This window comes from Streptomyces sp. NPDC002577 (assembly GCF_053594815.1).
In genome coordinates this window covers 64,104-81,971 of record NZ_JBSFWK010000029.1, presented here as the reverse complement: position 1 = coordinate 81,971, position 17,868 = coordinate 64,104, and the positions used below count along the sequence as shown (strand labels likewise).

General features: G+C 68.4%; 18 protein-coding genes and 1 riboswitch. Of the genes, 9 read left to right on the top strand and 9 right to left on the bottom strand.

Going from position 1 to position 17,868, the window contains the following annotated elements:
• Positions 1-20 precede the first annotated feature (20 nt).
• From ACWD4J_RS29165 to ACWD4J_RS29150, 4 genes are all read right to left on the bottom strand, one after another.
• Positions 21-1,271 (bottom strand): MFS transporter, encoded by a 1,251-nt coding sequence (locus ACWD4J_RS29165; RefSeq protein ID WP_451398429.1) that lies wholly within the window; start codon positions 1,269-1,271, stop codon positions 21-23.
• Complete coding sequence (locus ACWD4J_RS29160; RefSeq protein ID WP_451398428.1) at positions 1,268-2,392, bottom strand: winged helix-turn-helix domain-containing protein; 1,125 nt, start codon at positions 2,390-2,392, stop codon at positions 1,268-1,270. The genes ACWD4J_RS29165 and ACWD4J_RS29160 overlap by 4 nt, the downstream gene beginning before the upstream one ends.
• Entirely contained in the window at positions 2,385-3,089 is a 705-nt protein-coding gene (locus ACWD4J_RS29155; RefSeq protein ID WP_451398427.1) for a hypothetical protein, read from the bottom strand. Before ACWD4J_RS29155 ends, ACWD4J_RS29160 begins: the two co-directional genes overlap by 8 nt.
• A gap of 88 nt (positions 3,090-3,177) precedes the next feature.
• Positions 3,178-4,263, bottom strand: coding sequence for a YncE family protein (locus ACWD4J_RS29150; protein WP_451398426.1), 1,086 nt, complete (start codon positions 4,261-4,263; stop codon positions 3,178-3,180).
• 397 nt (positions 4,264-4,660) lie between these two features.
• Here ACWD4J_RS29150 and ACWD4J_RS29145 point away from each other — a divergent pair, with 397 nt between their 5' ends.
• Positions 4,661-4,948: a hypothetical protein gene (locus tag ACWD4J_RS29145; RefSeq protein WP_451398425.1), complete on the top strand. Its 288-nt coding sequence runs from the start codon at positions 4,661-4,663 to the stop codon at positions 4,946-4,948.
• Between the two features lie 40 nt (positions 4,949-4,988).
• Here ACWD4J_RS29145 and ACWD4J_RS29140 read toward each other — a convergent pair whose 3' ends face one another.
• The 5 genes from ACWD4J_RS29140 to ACWD4J_RS29120 all read right to left on the bottom strand — a co-directional run bounded on the left by ACWD4J_RS29140 (position 4,989) and on the right by ACWD4J_RS29120 (position 9,017).
• Positions 4,989-5,723, bottom strand: a complete 735-nt coding sequence (locus ACWD4J_RS29140) for a DUF6236 family protein (protein ID WP_451398424.1) — start codon at positions 5,721-5,723, stop codon at positions 4,989-4,991.
• A 112-nt stretch (positions 5,724-5,835) separates the two neighbouring features.
• Positions 5,836-6,207: a toxin Doc gene (locus ACWD4J_RS29135; RefSeq protein ID WP_451398423.1), complete on the bottom strand. Its 372-nt coding sequence runs from the start codon at positions 6,205-6,207 to the stop codon at positions 5,836-5,838.
• A 4-nt stretch (positions 6,208-6,211) separates the two neighbouring features.
• Entirely contained in the window at positions 6,212-6,457 is a 246-nt protein-coding gene (locus tag ACWD4J_RS29130; protein WP_451398422.1) for a hypothetical protein, read from the bottom strand.
• Positions 6,458-7,260: 803 nt separating this feature from the next.
• A complete protein-coding gene (locus ACWD4J_RS29125) occupies positions 7,261-8,697 on the bottom strand; it encodes a hypothetical protein (RefSeq protein ID WP_451398458.1) in 1,437 nt (478 codons plus the stop codon).
• 197 nt (positions 8,698-8,894) lie between these two features.
• Positions 8,895-9,017, bottom strand: coding sequence for a putative leader peptide (locus ACWD4J_RS29120; RefSeq protein WP_451398421.1), 123 nt, complete (start codon positions 9,015-9,017; stop codon positions 8,895-8,897).
• Between the two features lie 301 nt (positions 9,018-9,318).
• A riboswitch (SAM riboswitch) is annotated at positions 9,319-9,430 on the top strand.
• Between the two features lie 383 nt (positions 9,431-9,813).
• On the opposite strand from ACWD4J_RS29120, the gene ACWD4J_RS29115 reads away from it, so the two are divergent.
• The 8 genes from ACWD4J_RS29115 to ACWD4J_RS29080 all read left to right on the top strand — a co-directional run bounded on the left by ACWD4J_RS29115 (position 9,814) and on the right by ACWD4J_RS29080 (position 17,858).
• Complete coding sequence (locus tag ACWD4J_RS29115) at positions 9,814-10,896, top strand: ABC transporter permease subunit (protein ID WP_451398420.1); 1,083 nt, start codon at positions 9,814-9,816, stop codon at positions 10,894-10,896.
• A complete protein-coding gene (locus ACWD4J_RS29110) occupies positions 10,893-11,747 on the top strand; it encodes an amino acid ABC transporter ATP-binding protein (protein WP_451398419.1) in 855 nt (284 codons plus the stop codon). Before ACWD4J_RS29115 ends, ACWD4J_RS29110 begins: the two co-directional genes overlap by 4 nt.
• Positions 11,748-11,880: 133 nt before the next feature.
• A complete protein-coding gene (locus ACWD4J_RS29105; protein ID WP_451398418.1) occupies positions 11,881-12,906 on the top strand; it encodes an ABC transporter substrate-binding protein in 1,026 nt (341 codons plus the stop codon).
• Between the two features lie 123 nt (positions 12,907-13,029).
• Positions 13,030-13,767 (top strand): GNAT family N-acetyltransferase, encoded by a 738-nt coding sequence (locus ACWD4J_RS29100; RefSeq protein ID WP_451398417.1) that lies wholly within the window; start codon positions 13,030-13,032, stop codon positions 13,765-13,767.
• Positions 13,768-13,784: 17 nt separating this feature from the next.
• Entirely contained in the window at positions 13,785-13,997 is a 213-nt protein-coding gene (locus ACWD4J_RS29095; protein ID WP_451398416.1) for a putative leader peptide, read from the top strand.
• 72 nt (positions 13,998-14,069) lie between these two features.
• Positions 14,070-15,335, top strand: a complete 1,266-nt coding sequence (locus ACWD4J_RS29090; RefSeq protein WP_451398415.1) for an LLM class flavin-dependent oxidoreductase — start codon at positions 14,070-14,072, stop codon at positions 15,333-15,335.
• A gap of 19 nt (positions 15,336-15,354) precedes the next feature.
• Positions 15,355-16,731, top strand: a complete 1,377-nt coding sequence (locus tag ACWD4J_RS29085; RefSeq protein WP_451398414.1) for an NtaA/DmoA family FMN-dependent monooxygenase — start codon at positions 15,355-15,357, stop codon at positions 16,729-16,731.
• Positions 16,728-17,858, top strand: coding sequence for an LLM class flavin-dependent oxidoreductase (locus tag ACWD4J_RS29080; protein WP_451398413.1), 1,131 nt, complete (start codon positions 16,728-16,730; stop codon positions 17,856-17,858). The genes ACWD4J_RS29085 and ACWD4J_RS29080 overlap by 4 nt, the downstream gene beginning before the upstream one ends.
• Positions 17,859-17,868 lie beyond the last annotated feature (10 nt).

Here is a 17,868-nt window from a genome sequence, read left to right as displayed (position 1 = left end):
ACACCCGAAGCCGCACACGTTCACCCTGCCGGTGTCTCCGCGCCTTCAGTGGGGCGTTCGGACTGCGGCGTTGAGGCCGACCTCTTCGGTAGCCGGTGGGCGATGGCTGTTGCGAGAGCGGCCACACCAGCAAGCGCGACGGAGACAGTGCGGGGCCCGGTGAGGGCAAGGATCTGACCGCCGAGAGCTGCACCTGACGCTGACCCCAGGTTGTAGCCGGACCCGAGCCAGGCATTGGCTTCCGCATGGCGTGGGGCATCGATGCGTTCGTCGACGAGGAGGTAGGCGATGACGAAGATCGGAGTCATGGGAAGGCCGACGCAGAAAACAGCCAGGATGGTCAGCGGCGAAGTGGACAGCGCGGCCAGTAGCAAGGAGCCCACCACGAGCCCGGCAGTGGCCGCCGAGTAGCGCACCCGCAGAGACGCGGACCAGGTTCTGCGCCCGTACAGGAGTCCGCCGACTACACCTCCGAGTGAGAACGCGGCAAAGGAGTAGCCGGAGGAGATGACGTCGGCGAAACCGGCGGAAGCGGCAGGGATGATGACGGTGAGACCACCGGCGCAGAGACCGAGAACGATGACAGGAACTGTGATGCCTTGGCCGTCGCGTGTGCGGACGATCGACCGCTGCCGCGTCCTGGCTCCTGTGTGAGAAGCGTCGGTGGGGTCATCGGCGGGCGGAAAGGCGCGCAGGACTGCGTTGAGTCCCAGGGCCGCGGGCAGAAGCAGAAGCGCGCCGCCGACGACGGTCCAGCGGGCATCGGTCAGAGCCATGGCGGCAGTGCCCATCAGTGGCGCGACGACGAACGTCAGCTCCTCGACGGTCGAGTCGAGGGCGTGGATACGCTGCAGATGGTCCTTGTCCGGCATCAGGCGGGACCAGGCGGCTCGCAGACTGGGGGTGAGCGGTGGGAACAGGGCTCCTGCCGCCGCGACGAGCGCGACGGGTATCTGCCACAGGTCCATGCTGGTCGCAGCCGCTGCGTTGGCGAACAGCAGCACGCTGGCCATAGCCATGAGCAGCAGGACCCCGGGGGCGCGGCGGGAGCACCATCGGGCGCGGGCGGGGCCGGGGATGGCGATGGCCAGAAGCAGAGCTGCGTCGGCCAGGCCGGCAATGCCGATCCCGTGGTGCTGGGCGAAGGAGATCAGTACGGAGAACGGGATCAGTCCTGCGGGCAGTCGGCTGAGTACTCCCAGAGCAAGGACCTGTTTGACCTTGGGCACCGCGAGGGTGTCGCGGTAGCTGGGGGCGGATGCATCGCTCATGAGACGGCTCCGGCGGGCAGTGGCGAAAGGGGGAGAGTGGGGATGCTCCGGGCTTGTGCCCATCGGCAGATGATGGCGAGAGCCTCGTTCAGATGAGCTGGATCGTGACCACCGATGAGCTGGTGTCCTTCGATGGCGGCGTTGCCCTTGCTGACTCGGACGGCGATACGCCCAATCACAGTGCCACCGACCAGTACGGGCATGCCGAAGTAGCCGCACTGTCGCTTTGCCGCAGGCTTGTACGCCTCCAGCAAGTACTCGACGCCGAAGAGGCGTCGCATGCGGGGCCGGTGCCAGATCAGTGAGTCGAACGGCGACAGCGGGGTGCATGCTCCGTGGTCCAGCTCGGGAGAACGAACCGCGGTGGGTGACATCCACGCGGAGTCCGTCCAGCCTTCCACCCGTGCCGGCTCAGCTCCTTCCAGCTCCGCCAGGCACGCGGCAACCTTGCGCGGGGGCAAACGAAAGTAGTCGGCGACATCATCGGCGGTGGCAACGCCGAGCGCCTCAAGGGCCAGGCCAGTCAGTTTCCGCACGCACTCCGCGTCGTCGGGCTCGGAGTTCAGGAGGCCATCGGGGATGACGAACTCGGCTCTTTGGTAGACACGCTGCCAGCCGCGCCGGTACACGCAGGCGAGCTCTCCGGTGGCCAGCAGCCATTCCAGGGCCCATTTGTTGGCCGAGGAGCGTTCCCAGCCGTTGCCTTGCGCTCCGCCGAGATCGCTGATGGTGACTGCATTGCGGTCGGCCAGAATGGCCCGGACATGCTCGACGGCAGCCGGATCGACGGGGGGGCCGGTCCACCCCTTGGTTGCGTAGCCGCGGCGCCGGAAGGCGAACAGCGGCCACAGCTCGAGCGGGATCAGTGAGGCGGCATGTGCCCAGTACTCGAACAGCACAGGTGGGTTTGCTTCGCTGATCAGTTGCTGGGCATCGGCCATGGGTACGCCGCGGGCCAGCTGTACGAGTTCATGGGAGCGGCGTACGACACTGATGGTGTCGAGTTGGATGCAGCCCAGGCGGCGCAGAGTGTCTTTGGCGCTCAGCGAAGGTGAGGCTATGTGCAGGCCCTGGGCGGCCAGGGCGATGGTTCGGGCGTCCTGCAAGGACAGCTCAAGCACTGAGGCTCCCTTCTTGGTCTGCTTCCTCCGCCGTGTCGTAGAGGCTGCGGACCTGGAGGGAGTCGGCGTGCAGGAGCACAATGCGGGCGATCTCCTGACCGCGGCGTATCACGGTGGGAACCGTCGGCCGTACTGCGATGCTCAACCCGTTCTCACTGCTCATCCGGGTGATGGCGGTGCTGCTGAGGATTCCGGTGGGGACTTCCAGTCCAGCTATGGGGTTCTCCAACGGCAGGACCAGCAGAAAGTAGCCTCGGGGAACATCGACGGCCCAGCCCAGACGCCATTCCACCGTGCCGACGCCGTTGGGGAGGAACATGTTCTCCCAGCCGCGGACCGTCTTGAACTGGTACAGGTGCAGCCAGGATGTCTTCTCCACAGCCAGATGAGACTTCTCCCGCTGCCACAACTCGGTGCGGTTCACTGCACGTCCGGCCGCCTCAGGGTCAGTCACGCCGTCCAGCTCGATCTGGTCGAGCGTAGTGAAGGAGACGTCGATGGGGCTGTGCACCCGCCAGCCCAGTTCCTGTCCCATCACCCACGGCGCGCAGTGCTCAGGTTGTCGTTCCGCCCGCCCGAATCGGAAGGACTCCCGAAAGACAGCGGCGTGGTCACGGCTCTGCTGCCGGTCGACTTTGTACTGGCGTGGGGGGAGAGACCAGGGGTGGAGTTGACGGAATCGGACCTCGACGGGCAAGAACCTTCACCTCTCGTGGCGTTTCGCACTGGGCTTGGCCCCCGCGGGCAGTCGCCCGCGGGGGCCAACACTTCGGTGTGCGGGGCTACTACAGCGCGGCCTTCGAGGTCTCGCTGAGGCGGGCCGCAGCCTCGTTGAGCTTGTTCTGGTCGTACGAAACCTGCGCCGAGTCGAAGATCGAGACGCTGCAGGGACCGTAGCCGACCTTGATCTCCTCGTACTGGACCTTGCCGCCCTCCTCAGCCGGCAGCGACAGGTCGACGCCATCGAGGTGGACCACGGTCAGGCTGTGCGGGTTGAAGCTGAACTCGATCTCCTCGTCCTCGGAAGGCACAGCACGGGAGAACGCCGCGCAGTACACGGTGTTGTCGCTGTCATCGACGACGATGCCGCGCGGGGCCGGGCCCACCGGAATGTTCCGCGTGACCTTGAGCTCGTCGGTGTCGATCACCGCGATCGTGGAGGTGCGCTCCAACGTCAGCAGCGCGAACTGGTTGTCCGAGGTGAACGCCACTGCCCGGCCGCCGTCACCCTGGACTGGTACGCGGGCGATCACCTCGTCGGTGTCCAGATCGATGACCGGCATCTCCGCGATGGAGTTGCACGCGATGTAGGCCCGCTTGCCCGTGCGGTCGATGTTGAGGCTGTAGGGGAAGGAGTCCTCGCCGATCCGGATGCGGGCGATCTCCCGGACGGACTCGGGCCGTCCCTCGCTCTGCAGGCCCTTCAGATCGAGCTTGGCGATGTAGCCCGACCCCCAGATGCACACGTACGCGAACTGGCCGTCCTTGCTGATCGCCATGTGGCGCGGGTCGCGGCCCACGGCAACCTGGGTGAGCTCGGTGCGGGACTCCAGATCCACGACCGACACCGTGTTCGAGCCGGAGTTGGACACCAGCAGGAACCGCTCGCCAGGCACGACACCCAGGCCGCGGGGACCGAATCCGACCGTGATCCTAGCGACCTCTCGACGCGTGAGGGCGTCCAGCTCGGACACCGAGTTGGTGCTGGTGTTGGACACGAAGCCGCGTCCGTCGCGCGTGAACTTGACGCTGCCGCGCGGCGCGTTGGCGACCGCGATCTCCTTGGCGACCTTGTAGGCGGAGGGGCCGTCCTTGCGGATGACCGAGATCTGACCGGAGTCGGTGTCAGTCGAGTAGATCTCAACGCTCACGTTGGTGTCTCCAACCGTTGGGCTTGCGCCCTCGATCAGCGGCGCCTGAGATGGCTCATGAACGTTAGGCAGTGCGTCTGACCTGGGTCTATGACATTCCGGCACCTTGTCTCAAAGGGGCCGTGTTGACAGGTCCAAGACAAGGACAAGGCCGCGCAGAGTGCCGGCAAGTCTCGCGGGACGTAAAGAGTTACGACACGGTTAAGCCCGCAGGCCCATCATCAGTCCTGGCGCCTCTGCTGCGCGAGCAACACGAAACTTATAGGCCGGGCATATGCCGAAATCGCTTACCGTCGAACGTGAGCGCGATGGTCTCGTCACCAGTCCAACAACCTGGCCGAAAGCTGGCCCATGTTGACGTTACCTTTGAACCGACAGGACCTCATACACGCTGCTCGTGACGTTCTGCCTGACACCGCGCTTGATCATCTGGATTGCCAAGTTGCTGGGCGCCTTGCTGAGCGGTGATCTTGAGGTTTGTGTCAGCGTTATGCCCTTCAGCGGCAGGCCCCCAGCCCGCATGGTGCGTCACCTACCCGATGCGGCGCACCGGCGTGGCCGCCATCTCCTGGAAGATCTGCGCCAGGTCCGCAAGTCCTGCGCCCATCCCCACGTCCGCAGTCTCACGCAGCAGGGCCTCGACGGGGCCTGGCTACCCGCCCGCATAGCCCTGGCGCGGCTGTGAACGGGGCGCCAGGAGCGGACACCACACGCAGCGTGAGGGATCAAGCCAGCGCCGTCTCGATCCTGTGCAGATAGCTGAAGTCATGGTCATCACAGGCACGGGTCAGAGGGCGGATCTCACGAGTGGCTACGTTCAGGGCGTAGCCACCGACGGCCCCCAAGACCCACGTCAGGCCGGGCTGCACCACGCTCCCGGCGGCGGCAGCCAGGCCGATGGTCACCGTCACCGACCGGGTTACCCACGCCATCCGGCTGCTCCTGGTCGCCGCTCGGTAGTCCTCGACAGACTGCTCGATCTCACGGCGCAGCTGGGCCAGAACGTCGGCAGGGTGTTCGTAGTCGCGGCGGAGGTCGCCGAGCATGCGATGGAGGGCTCGCATCAAGCGCTGTCGTTCGTCGGCATACCGGAGCCGGAAGTCGATGATGTCGAGTGTCGGGGTGCCGGGGGCGGGGACGGGGAGCAACCGGCCGATTTCCAGCTCCCATGCAGGCAGGCGGGCGTCCATGGGGGCATGGAGAGCGAACGCGTGCGCCTGAGTGTGATCGGTATACGGGACGTACGAGACCTGCCTGTCGGCGGCCAGCTCGCGGGCCAGGGTACCGATGACCAGCTGCTGTACCTCCTTCGGAACGGCGAGGCTCCAGTAGCTCTGGCCGCAACGCTCGGCCAGGCCGAGAGAGAGGAGTTCCTCCTCCAGCCAGAAGCTGATCTTTGAGAGGTAGAGACGGGCGTCCGGTGGCGACGACAGGCGGGGCCGGTCGGGGCTGGCTGCCATCCTTCGCAGCTCCTGCTGCAGGACCCAGGAGGCCTGGCTGCTGCTGCGGAAGCTGTAGGACGGAGTATCAGGAGGGGACAGGACCTCTACGGACTCTCGTCCGGCGCCGTGTTCAAACGCGCCAGGACCTGATGAGCTCGGCGCAGGCGTAGACGTCGGCGCGGCCGGCGCGGACGTCCTTGGCGAGGTCGATGAAGCCGCCGTACGGCGGGGCGAGCCCTTTGCCGGAAGCATGCATGTAGGAGATGGCGACCATCGCGGCGAAGGCCGGGTTGCGTGCCGGCAGCGGGCGCACACTGACGATTTCGTGGAAGAGCGCGGCCGCGCGCCAGGACGCGTCGGGGACGTATCCGAGCTTGGGGGTGTTGACCTTGTGGCGGGCGGTGGCGGCCACAAGTCCCGAGTAGTCGCTCACCTCCAGGGCCTTGGGGAGGAGTTGTGCCTGCTGCTCGAGCAGCCATGCCACGTCGACGTACAGCTCCACCCGGTCAGGCCGCCTTCGTGCCGGTGTGCGCGGTGTCGGGCTCTTCGTCGGGGAAGGCCTTGGCGAACTCCTCGACCAGGCCCGAGGTCATCAGTGCACGGAAGTGGGCCGCGGCGAGCTCGAGGCGTGGATCGCGCTCTGCAGCTTCGGTGAGGATCGCGGTGACCGTCGTGTCCTCGACCTCGGCCCGTAGCTGGAGTCGCTCGAGGGTCTCCTCGCTGACTCGGATCGTGATCTTCTTTTCTGCCATACACAGCACCGTACAGCACTTGCCATACGCCTGGCAGGTCTCTCGGCGAGGCTCGCTGGGCGGGGGAGGCTCTCAGGGTCCCTGGACGTCGGTGGTGGGGCCGATGGGGGAGGTGCCGTGGTGGCGGGCGCTGTAGGCGACGGCGTCGGGGGTGAGGGTGGCGGCTGTGTCGGCCAGGAGGGGGTGGTGGACGGCGGTCTGCCGCAGGACGGTGCGGGGGGTGACATGGGAGTCGAGGCGGCCGCCGGATCGTGTGGTGAGCAGGGGGCCGGGGCGGGGCCCTTGCGGTGGGGGAGGTAGGCGTTGATCGCGAGGACGAAGAGCGGGGGGAGGGTCTGCCAGCGGGTGCCGCCGCCTTTTTGCCAGATGTGGGCTGTGGTCTGGGTGCAGGCGGGGCGCAGGTCGGTGGTGTCGAGTTCGATGATGGCGCGGGGGCGCAGGCCGGCGAGCATGGCGTAGATGAGGCAGCGGTTGCGGGGGTGACGGGGCCATAGAGTCCGTCGGCGGCTTGCATGAGGGCGGTCATGTGGGTGGCGTCGATGGAGGGGAGGCCGGGTTCGTCGCGTACGTTGGGGCGCAGGCCTTCGTCGAAGGGGTTGTGCCGGCAGAGGCCGGTCTCGACGGCCCAGATGTAGAAGGTGTGGCAGGCGTTGAAGCGGCGGCTGCGGGAGCGGGGGGCTCCGCCGCGGTGGTGGAGCCAGGCGAGGGCGTGGGTGTGGTCGGCGCGCCAGGGCTCGATCTGCTGCTGGTGGAGCCAGTCAAAGAGGACCGGCGGACTCGCGCCGCCGGTCCTCAGGTGTTCGTCACTCGGCGGTGATACGGAGCACGCCGGTCACCGTCCCCTGGTAGTACACCCCGCCCGGTGCCGCCGTACCGGCCATCTGGAGGGTGTCGTAGAGCGAGCCGATGCCGACCTGGGAGCTGCGGGTGACCGTCCCGGTGTCCGGGTCGATCTCGGCGTAGCGGTAGGGGTCGAGGAGGCTCGTGCTGGACGTGCCGGGGATCACGGGATCGCGCAGCACCGTGTGCAGCTTCCCGTCCGCCAGCGACAGTTTGGGCACCGCCGCCGACCGCAGCTTGTTGTCCCACACCAGATCGCAGCCTGACCCGTCGGCACGCACGTCCACCCGGGTCAGACCGCCCGTGAAGTCCGCCGAGGCGGGCACGCTGTCCCCGGCGTCGTCCGGGACCGCCGGGTACGGGTAGCCGTAGGTGCTGGCCACGAAGACGCTGCGACCGGCGCCGATGGGGGAGTTCTCGCTGCCCGCGCCACCCGCCAGGAGCACCGGTGTGGAGCAGATACGGCGGCCGGTGGCCGTCTCGTACACCTGGAGCTTCACCTGGCTGTCCGCGTTGTCCACGATGGCCACGTAGTCGGTGCCGTCACCCGGCCCGAAGAAGGTGGGCGTGGAGCCGCTTCCCCAGCTGAGCTGCCCCGGCTTGCGCGCCGAACCGCGGTCGTACTCCTGCCGCCAGGCGATGCGCGGGGTGCCGTCCGCGGTGGCGGTCAGCAGGTACGTGGCCTGCGTGGTGGTGACGAGGGTGCCCTGGGGCGCGGTGGAGATGCTGTTCGCCACCTTCTCGCCGGCGGGCAGTTGCAGGGTGCGTACCGTGCCGGTGCGGTCGTCGGCGGTGCCCACCAGCCCGTTCCCGGTCGCGAACCACACGCGTCCCTGCCAGTCCGGGGAGAGTCCGGTCACCGCGTCGTCATCCGGAATCGCGGAGGTCAGCGACAGACTCTTGTCGATCGTCAGGGTCCAGTCGCCGTCCGAGTCCTGGTGATGACCGACCCGCAGCAGCGACCTGCTGCCGTCGATCACGACCAGCCGGTCGTCCTGGTCGAGGTACGCGTAGACGCCGCCCAGCAACGAGCCCTTGGTCAGGGTGAGTTCGGCGATGGAGCTGCCGTCGTCCGGGTCCAGCAGATGGACCGTGGGCACCTGCCCGAAGATGGGCGTGCACAGCGCCACCGGATAGCCGTCGGACCCGACCAGGACGGTCGGGCAGGCCGACGCCAGCGCCACCCGCTTCGAGGAGAGGGTGCCGGATCCCGGCCCGGCCAGCGGCGTGGTGTCCGAGGAACCGGTGTCCCCGTGCATGGTGGCCGTACCGTCCGGGCCGGTGTACGGGTTGTGCGGCGGCGCCGGGGTGAAAACCGAGCCGGCGGCGCTCGCGGGAGCCGCCGAGGCGGCCACGGAGACCACCGCCGCGGTGAAGGCGGTGGCCAGCACTGTGCGCAGCCGTGAACGGGCGTGAAGGGCGGAGGACAATCGGGTCTCCTGGTGAAGGAAGGTAGGGAGAGAAGAACCCTGGAAATTCCGGCGAAATACGCACCGTTAATCGGTGCGGCGGAAAAGAGAATCACTCGTCCCTCGACTCCGAATTCGGGAGAGTCGGTGGAGTCGGGAGTGTGGTCAGGCGACGGGAAAAAGTCTCGTCACGCGAGGGACGTCGACATGTGTGCAGCGTCGGCGCAGGCCATCCGGGGTCGACACAGGCTGGCGGACAGGCGAACCAAGTCGACATGGCGCCGCGCCGTCAGAAAGATTCCCCGATACATGCCGGGAAGAAAACCAAGAGATACGTGTCCCTGTCAAGCAGCTTGTCAAGGCAGTGGGTTTGGGTGCATCCCATGACGAATGCGACGGCTGGCGCAAGGGAGATCTCTCGCCCGGGATGATGCCGTTTGCTTGGGAGTTGGCTGTTTGCGTCATGTACCGCTGAGCCGACCCCATCGCACATCGCCGTGCCGGATGTGCCCCGAAGGCGGCGACGGAGGCTGCGACCATGCCGGGCCGTGCGTAGCCGGTCTGCGCACGTTGACATTCCAGGCGGCGGCTGCCTACCTTACGGCGCAGAACGGTCAAGAGTGTCAGCGACAAGCCCTGGCTTGCTGGCCGGCAACCCTCGCGTCGCGGTGGGGTGCCCCAGGTGACGACCGGACCGGATCTTGTTTTTCGGTAAGCGCGAGGCCCCGCGGGGCGGAACGGTGATGGTGACGGCGATGTACGCAGCTCCGGGGATGGCCGCATGGCGGCGCCACGGCCGCGTCACGACGTCTGTGAACCGTCCCGTCGATCTGCTCCGCGTCAACAGTGCACTGTGTCGCGTCTCCTGTCGCGTTCTCTGCCAGCGCTGACGGTTTTCTGAGGCGGTCTTTCTGAGTCCGTCGCGGCCGGCGGCTCGCTGAACCCCTGACGTTCGCCGCCGTCGCGGCGTTCTCCACCGCCGAACCACCCCCGAACCAACCCCGGTTCCGCCCGCTCCAGTGCGCTTCGTCCCGCAGAGCTCCTCCCCGCTCTGCCGCGCCGTCGTCGCCTGCGCGGCCCGGGTGTCCGAATCTGCTGGAGTCGTCCATGAGTGAACCTCCCGGCTCTGCTGTGTCCTCCGGCTCAGCACCCACCGCCGAGGCGATACCCCGCCCCGAACCCTCCTCGACCGCGCTGCACACGGCACCACGGCCGCAGGGCCCCGCTGAAGCGACCGAAGGCTCCGAAGGCTCCGGCGGTGACGCCCCGGTGCGGCCGCTGTCGGCGCAGCGGGTGCTTCCCCTCCGCCGCCCCGGCCGGTGGATCGCCACGGTGGTCGTGCTGGTCCTGGTCGCCCAGATCGGCCACGGGCTGCTGACCAACCCCTTCTACCAGTGGGACCGTTTCCAGTACTGGTTCCTGCGCCCGGTGGTCCTCGACGGCCTGGTCATCACCCTTGAAGTAGCGGCGTACAGCGCCGTGCTGGGGCTGCTCGGCGGCATCCTCATCGCCCTCGCCAGGCTCTCCGGCAGCCCGGTGCTCCGTGCCATCAGCTGGGTCTACACCTGGCTGTTCCGCTCGGTACCGCTGATCGTCGTACTGATCTTCCTCTACAACTTCAGCGCGCTGTACAAGACGTTGAGCATCGGCGTGCCCTTCGGTCCGGCCTTCTTCACCTTCGACGAGTCGCGGCTCGCCACAGACATCGTCGTGGCGGTCGTCGGACTCAGCCTCAACGAGGCCGCCTACGCCGCCGAGGTGGTGCGGGCCGGCATCCTCTCGGTCGACCAGGGCCAGCACGAGGCGGCAGCCGCTCTCGGCCTGCCGAAGCGCTACCAGTTCGCCCGGATCGTCTTCCCCCAGGCTCTGCGCTCCATCACCCCGAACTACGTCAACCAGCTGATCGGCCTCATCAAGAGCACGTCCCTGGTCTTCTACGTGTCACTGCTCGACCTGTTCGGCTCGGTGCAGACGATGGGCAGCACCTATCCCGGCGACATCGTGCCGCTGCTGCTGGTCGCCACCGTCTGGTACCTGATCCTCACCAGCGCCGTGTCCGTCGTCCAGTTCTACGTCGAGCGGTACTTCGCCCGGGGCGCCACGCGCACCCTGCCGCCGACCCCTTTGCAGAAACTGCGTACCGGCCTGCGGGACCTGCGGGAGCGTGCGCGCAAGGAGGCCGCCGTATGACCGCCGAGACGCTCGACTCGCTTGAGGCCTCGCTTGAGACCCTTGCGATACGCCCCGCCGCCGTGGAGGTCCACGACGTGCACAAGTGGTACGGCGCCCACCGGGTGCTGGACGGCATCGACCTGACGGTGCAGCCCGGCGAGGTCACCGTGATCATCGGCCCGTCCGGCTCCGGCAAGTCCACCCTGCTGAGGGTCATCAACCACCTGGAGAAGCCCGAGATCGGCTACGTCAGCGTCAACGGCGAACTGATCGGCGTACGGCGGCACGGCAAGCGCAGCGCGATGGGGGTCCCCCCGGCCGAAGGCTGGGGGAGGCTCAAGGAGCTCAGCGAGCGGGCCATCCTGGCCCAGCGCAGCCGGATCGGCTTCGTCTTCCAGAACTTCAACCTGTTCCCGCATCTGACTGTCCTCGACAACGTCGCCGCCGCGCCCGTGGCCACCGGGAAGCTGGCCAAGCCCGAGGCCCAGAAGCTGGCGCGCGAACTGCTGGGCCGCGTGGGCCTCGGCGACAAGACCGGCGCCTATCCGCGGCAGCTGTCCGGCGGCCAGCAGCAGCGGGTGGCCATCGCCCGCGCACTCGCCCTGCGGCCCGGGATCATCCTGTTCGACGAGCCCACGTCGGCGCTCGACCCCGAGCTCGTCGGCGAGGTCCTGGCCGTCATCAAGGACCTGGCGACCAGCGGCACCACGCTCGTGATCGTGACCCACGAGATCGGCTTCGCCCGCGAGGTCGCCGACCGGGTCGTCTTCATCGACGGCGGTCGCATCGTCGAACAGGGCCCGCCCGCCGAGGTGTTGGACAACCCGCAGCACGAGCGGACCAGGGATTTCCTGAGCAAGGTGCTCTGACCGGGCCCTCAGCACCTCTGTACCGAATCCGAGTTTCCGTTTCCCCGGGTTTCCGGCCCCCGAGTTTCCGTCCCCTCCCCGAATTTCCGTCACACCGCACCACTGTCACCACCTCTCACCGACAAGGACAGCCATGCCTAGCCACTTCTCCCGACGTAGCCTGCTGCGCGGCATCACGGCGGCGACCGCCGTTGCCACCCTCGCCACCGGACTCGCCGCTTGCGGGGGCGACAGCGACGCCGCCACCACCACCAAGGCCGACGCCGCGGGCACCGTCACCGTGGGCCAGCTGTCCAACGGGGCCGCCAAGCAGACCGAGTTGAAGGTCTCCGAGGTCAAGTCGATCAGTGCCGAACTGCCGGACTCGGTGCGCAAGAGCGGCAAGCTGGCGATCGGTGTCGGCGCCCTGCCCGACGGCTTCCCGCCCCTCGCATACGTCGGCTCCGACCAGAAGACCCTCACTGGCGCCGAGCCCGACTTCGGCCGCCTGGTCGCCGCGGTCCTCGGCCTCCAGCCGGAGCTGAAGAACTCCACGTGGGAGAACATGTTCGTCGGCATCGACAGCAGCAAGGTCGACGTGGCGTTCTCCAACATCACCGACACCGAGGAGCGCAAGAAGAAGTACGACTTCGCCTCGTACCGCAAGGACAACGTCGGCTTCGAGGTGCTGAAGAAGAGCACGTGGAACTTCGACGGCGACTACGAGAACCTCGCAGGGAAGACCGTCGCCGTCGACAACGGCACCAACCAGGAGAAGATCCTCCTCGAGTGGCAGACGAAGCTGCAGAAGGAGGGCAAGAAGCTCACCGTCAAGCACTTCGCCAGCAAGAACAGCACCTACCTGGCGCTGACCGGCGGGAAGATCGACGCCTACTTCGCCGCCAACCCCGGGGTCGCCTACCACATCACGCAGACCGCCAAGTCGCCCAACCCGACGCGCAGCGCGGGCACCTTCTCCGGCGCAGGCGCCACGCTCCAGGGCCTGATCGCGGCGACCACGAAGAAGGACAGCGGGATCGCGAAGCCGGTCGCCGACGCCATCAACTACCTGATCAAGAACGGCCAGTACGCGAAGTGGCTGGCCGCCTGGAACCTGTCCAACGAGGCCGTCAGCACCGCGGAGGTCAACCCGCCCGGACTGCCGCTCGACAACTCCTGACACTCCACAACTGTCCGGCAGCGCCCGCTGAACGGCTCCGCCACCGAGTCACGACACCCCGTCGTCGGTGGCGGAGCCGCGGGCGTGCTCCCCACACGTCGTAAACGGAGACCCCACACAGCCATGTCCACCAGTGTCCACCCGGCCGAGGCGCAGAGCCCAGCGGCACCGCACATCCTGGACAACCCCGCCTGGGCCGCACTGACCGGCCCGCACGCCCGGTTCGCCGAGCGCGTGGGCAGCGCCGCCCGCTACCCCACGGACGTCTCCCCGTTCACCGCCCTCGCCGACCCGGCCGACCCGAGGGCCTGGGACGACCTGGCCGTCCTGGCCGGACCGGGCACCCCTGTGGCGGTCACCGGAGCAGTGGCCCCTCCGGACGGGTGGGAGGTCGTGGAGAGCGGTCAGGGCGTGCAACTGGTCGACACGGCACTGCGCGCCGAACCGGCCCCGGAAGCGGTACGGCTCGGCCTCGACGACGTACCCGAGATCCTGGAGCTGATCGCCCTGACCAAGCCGGGCCCCTTCCTGCCCCGGACCGTCGAACTCGGCACCTACCTCGGCATCCGCCACCAAGGGCGGCTGATCGCGATGGCCGGCGAACGGCTGCGCCCGCCCGGCTGGACGGAGATCAGCGCCGTGTGCACCCACCCCGACCACCGCGGCCGTGGCCTCGCGACCCGCCTTGTGCGAGCGGTCGCGGCGGGCATCAGGGAACGCGGGGACACCCCGTTCCTCCACGCCAGTGCCGCCAACACCGGTGCTATCCGGCTCTACGAGTCGATCGGCTTCACCCTGCGCCGACGCCCCGACTTCCTTTTTCTGCGGACTCCCGCCGGTCAGCCGGAACAAAGGGCGTAGCCGTGCTGTTGTGCGTCATGGCTGACGACCAGGCGGAGCCCGTCCGGGTTCGGCAAGCGCGAAGGCGGCGGGGCTTCGAGCCCGCGCGCCGGAAGGGCGGAGGTGACGCACACGTGCGACTCCCGTCCTGCCGTCGCGTCATGAAACTCGCTCCGCGCCACCGCCTGCGTCTCTACTCCCGGCCCCACATCGATCTGCAGCGTGTGGCCGGCGCGCTCTGTTGCTCCTGACCTGTTGCCTCGAAGCCGCACCCGACACGTGAGTCCGGCTCTCTCATACGGTCGATCAGGAAGGCACTCCCCGTGTCCGCATCATCTTCTTCGCTGCCTGCTTCACCTCTTTCCTCCACTCCTCTCCACCTCGCTGTCGCGCTCGACGGCGCGGGCTGGCACCCGGCCGCATGGCGCGAGCCGGAGGCCCGGCCCCGGGACCTGTTCACCGCCGGATACTGGGCCGACGTCGTCGCCGAGGCCGAACGCGGCCTGCTCGACTTCGTGACCTTCGAGGACGGCCTCGGGCTTCAGTCCTCGCACTTCACGGAACCGGACGGGCGTACCGACCAGGTGCGCGGACGCCTCGACGCGGTGCTCGTCGCCGCCCGCGTCGCCCCCCTGACCCGGCACATAGGACTCGTACCGACCGTGGTGGCCACCCACACGGAGCCGTTCCATATCTCCAAGGCCGTCGCCACCCTGGACTACGTCAGCACCGGGCGCGCGGGCCTGCGCATCCAGGTGTCGGCGCGGCAGAACGAGGCGGCGCACTTCGGCCGCCGTACGTTTCCGGCTCTCCGCGTCAAGGGCATCCAGCAGCCCACCGACCCGATCGTACGAGAGCTGATCACCGATCTCTTCGACGAGGCCGCCGACTACGTCGAGGCGGTGCGCCGCCTGTGGGACAGCTGGGAGGACGGCGCCGAGATCCGCGACGTCGCCACCGGCCGTTTCATCGACCGCGACAAGCTGCACTACATCGACTTCCAGGGCAAGCACTTCAGCGTCAAGGGGCCCTCGATCACGCCCCGGCCGCCCCAGGGGCAGCCCCTGGTCAGCGCGCTCGCACACGAGAACGCGACCGGCGCGCCGTTCCGGCTGGTCGGCCGCTCCACGGACCTCGGGTACGTCACCCCGCACGACACCGACCAGGCACGGGCCATCGTCGCTGCCGTACGCGCCGAACAGGAGGCCGCTGGGCGAGCCGACGAGCCGGTGCACCTCTTCGGCGACCTCGTGGTCTTCCTGGACGACGACCCCGCCGAGGCCGCCGCGCGCCGGGACCGTCTCGACAACCTTGCGGGCCAGGCGTACACCAGCGACGCCCGGATCTTCACCGGCACTCCGAGTCAACTCGCCGATCTCCTCCAGGAGTTTGCGGCCACCGGTCTGACCGGTTTCCGGCTGCGCCCGGCCGTCATCGGACACGACCTCCCGTTGATCACCCAGGGCCTCGTCCCCGAACTCCAGCGCCGGGGCGCCTTCCGGACCGCGTACGAGGCCGACACCCTCCGCGGGCTCCTCGGACTCTCCCGCCCCGCCAACCGCTACGCCAACGCTGCCGCCACCGCCTGAGCCGGAGGGACCGTACGACATGAGCAAGCCGCTGAAGCAGATTCATCTGGCCGCCCACTTCCCCGGCGTCAACAACACCACCGTGTGGAGCGATCCCGAGGCCGGCAGCCACATCGAGTTCAACTCGTTCGCGCACTTCGCGCGGACCGCCGAACGCGCCAAGTTCGACTTCCTGTTCCTCGCCGAGGGGCTGCGCCTTCGCGAACAAGGCGGGAAGATCTACGACCTGGACGTGGTGGGGCGCCCCGACACCTTCACCGTCCTGTCCGCGCTGGCCGCCGTCACCGAGCACCTCGGGCTGACCGGCACCATCAACTCCACCTTCAACGAGCCCTACGAGGTGGCCCGCCAGTTCGCGAGCCTCGACCACCTCTCCAGCGGTCGCGCCGCCTGGAACGTCGTCACCTCGTGGGACGCCTTCACCGGCGAGAACTTCCGCCGTGGCGGCTTCCTTCCGCAGGAGGAGCGCTACTCGCGGGCCAAGGAGTTCCTCAGCACGGCGAACGAACTCTTCGACTCCTGGCACGGAGACGAGATCATCGCCGACCAGGGGACCGGCACCTTCCTGCGAGACGCGAAGGCCGGAGCCTTCGTGCACCAGGGGCAGCACTTCGACATCGAGGGCCAGTTCAACGTCCCGCGGAGCCCGCAGGGCCGCCCGGTGATCTTCCAGGCGGGCGACTCCGACGAGGGCCGGGAGTTCGCCGCCTCCAGCGCCGACGCGATCTTCAGCCGGTACAGCACCCTCAAGGAAGGCCAGGCCTTCTATACGGACGTCAAGGGCCGTCTCGCGAAGTACGGCCGCACGCACGATCAGTTGCTGATCCTGCCCGCCGCGACCTTCGTCCTCGGCGACACCGACGCCGAGGCCGAGGAGCTGGCCCGCGAGGTACGCCGTCAGCAGGTCAGCGGCGCCACCGCGATCAAGCATCTGGAGTTCGTCTGGAACCGCGACCTGTCCGCGTACGACCCGGACGGCCCGCTTCCCGACATCGACCCGGACCTCGGCGAGCACACCATCGCCCGCGGGCGTGCCCAGGTGCGGATGTACCGCGACCCGCTGGCCATCGCCCGCGAGTGGCGGGAGCTCGCAGCCGCCAACAAGTGGTCGATCCGCGACCTGGTCATCGAGACCGGTAACCGCCAGGCCTTCGTCGGCTCCCCGGCGACCGTCGCCGAGACCATCAACGACTTCGTGCAGGGCGACGCCAGCGACGGCTTCATCCTCGTCCCGCACATCACCCCGGGCGGCCTCGACGTCTTCGCCGACTCCGTCGTCCCGCTGCTGCAGGAGCGCGGCGTCTTCCGCACGGAATACGAGGGCACGACCCTGCGCGACCACCTCGGACTGGCCTACCCCGACGCCGACGCGCCGGGGGAGCGGGCGGCGTCATGAAGTTCCTCGCCATCACGCTCATCATCCACGCCCCGCACCCGGTGACCGGTGTACAGAAGCCGACCAACGAGCGCTTCCGCGAGGTGATCGACAACGCCCTGCTGGCCGAGGAGCTGGGCTTCGACGGCTTCGGCGTGGGGGAGCGGCACGAACGGCCGTTCATCTCCTCCTCGCCGCCGGTCGTGCTCAGCCATATCGCCGCGCTCACCTCCCGCATACGGCTGTTCACCGCCGTCACCACCCTCAGCCTGCTCGACCCGGTGCGCGCGTACGAGGACTACGCGACCCTGGACCATCTGTCCGGCGGACGCCTCGAGTTGATCATCGGCAAGGGCAACGGGGCGGCCCAGCGCGACCTGTTCCAGGTCACGCCCGAGGACCAGTGGGACCGCAACGCCGAGAGCTACGAGGTGTTCCGGGAGATCTGGCGGCAGGACAAGGTGACTGCGTCGACCCGCTTCCGGCCCGAGCTGAAGGACGCGGAGGTGTGGCCGCGGCCGCTGCAGCAGCCGATACGGGTCTGGCACGGCAGTGCCACGAGCAAGGAGTCCGTCGACCTCGCCGCCCGCTACGGCGACCCGCTGTTCTCGGCGAACGTCACCAACCCCATCGAGCCGTACGCCGAGTTGATCCGCTACTACCGCGAGCGGTGGGAGCACTACGGCCACGACCCGGCGCGGATCGCGGTGGGCGCGGGCAGCGCGGGCGTGTACGTGGCACGGACGTCGCAGGAGGCGCTCGCCGGGTACCGGCCCGCGTTCGAGGGCTACCTCGCCTTCCAGAAGCGGCTCGGCGTAGAGCCGGTGTTCCCGACCCTGGAGGACTTCGCCGAGCGCAGCTCGGCGCTGATCGGCAGCCCCCAGCAGGTGATCGAGAAGGTGCACCGCTACCACGAGCAGTTCGGGCACACCGTGCTGCACCTGCACGCGGACGCGGGCGGTCTCACCGACGCCCAGCACCGGGCCTCACTGGAGCTCTTCCAGTCCGATGTCGCGCCCGTCCTGCGACGCGAGATCCCCGACCCGCCGTTCGCCTGGGGCCCGGTGTCCGCCGAGCCGCAGCCGGCCGCGGGGTCCGCCGAGCCGCCACCGGCCCTGGAGTCCGCCTCCCTCCGTATCGACCGCTGAGGAGAACCCC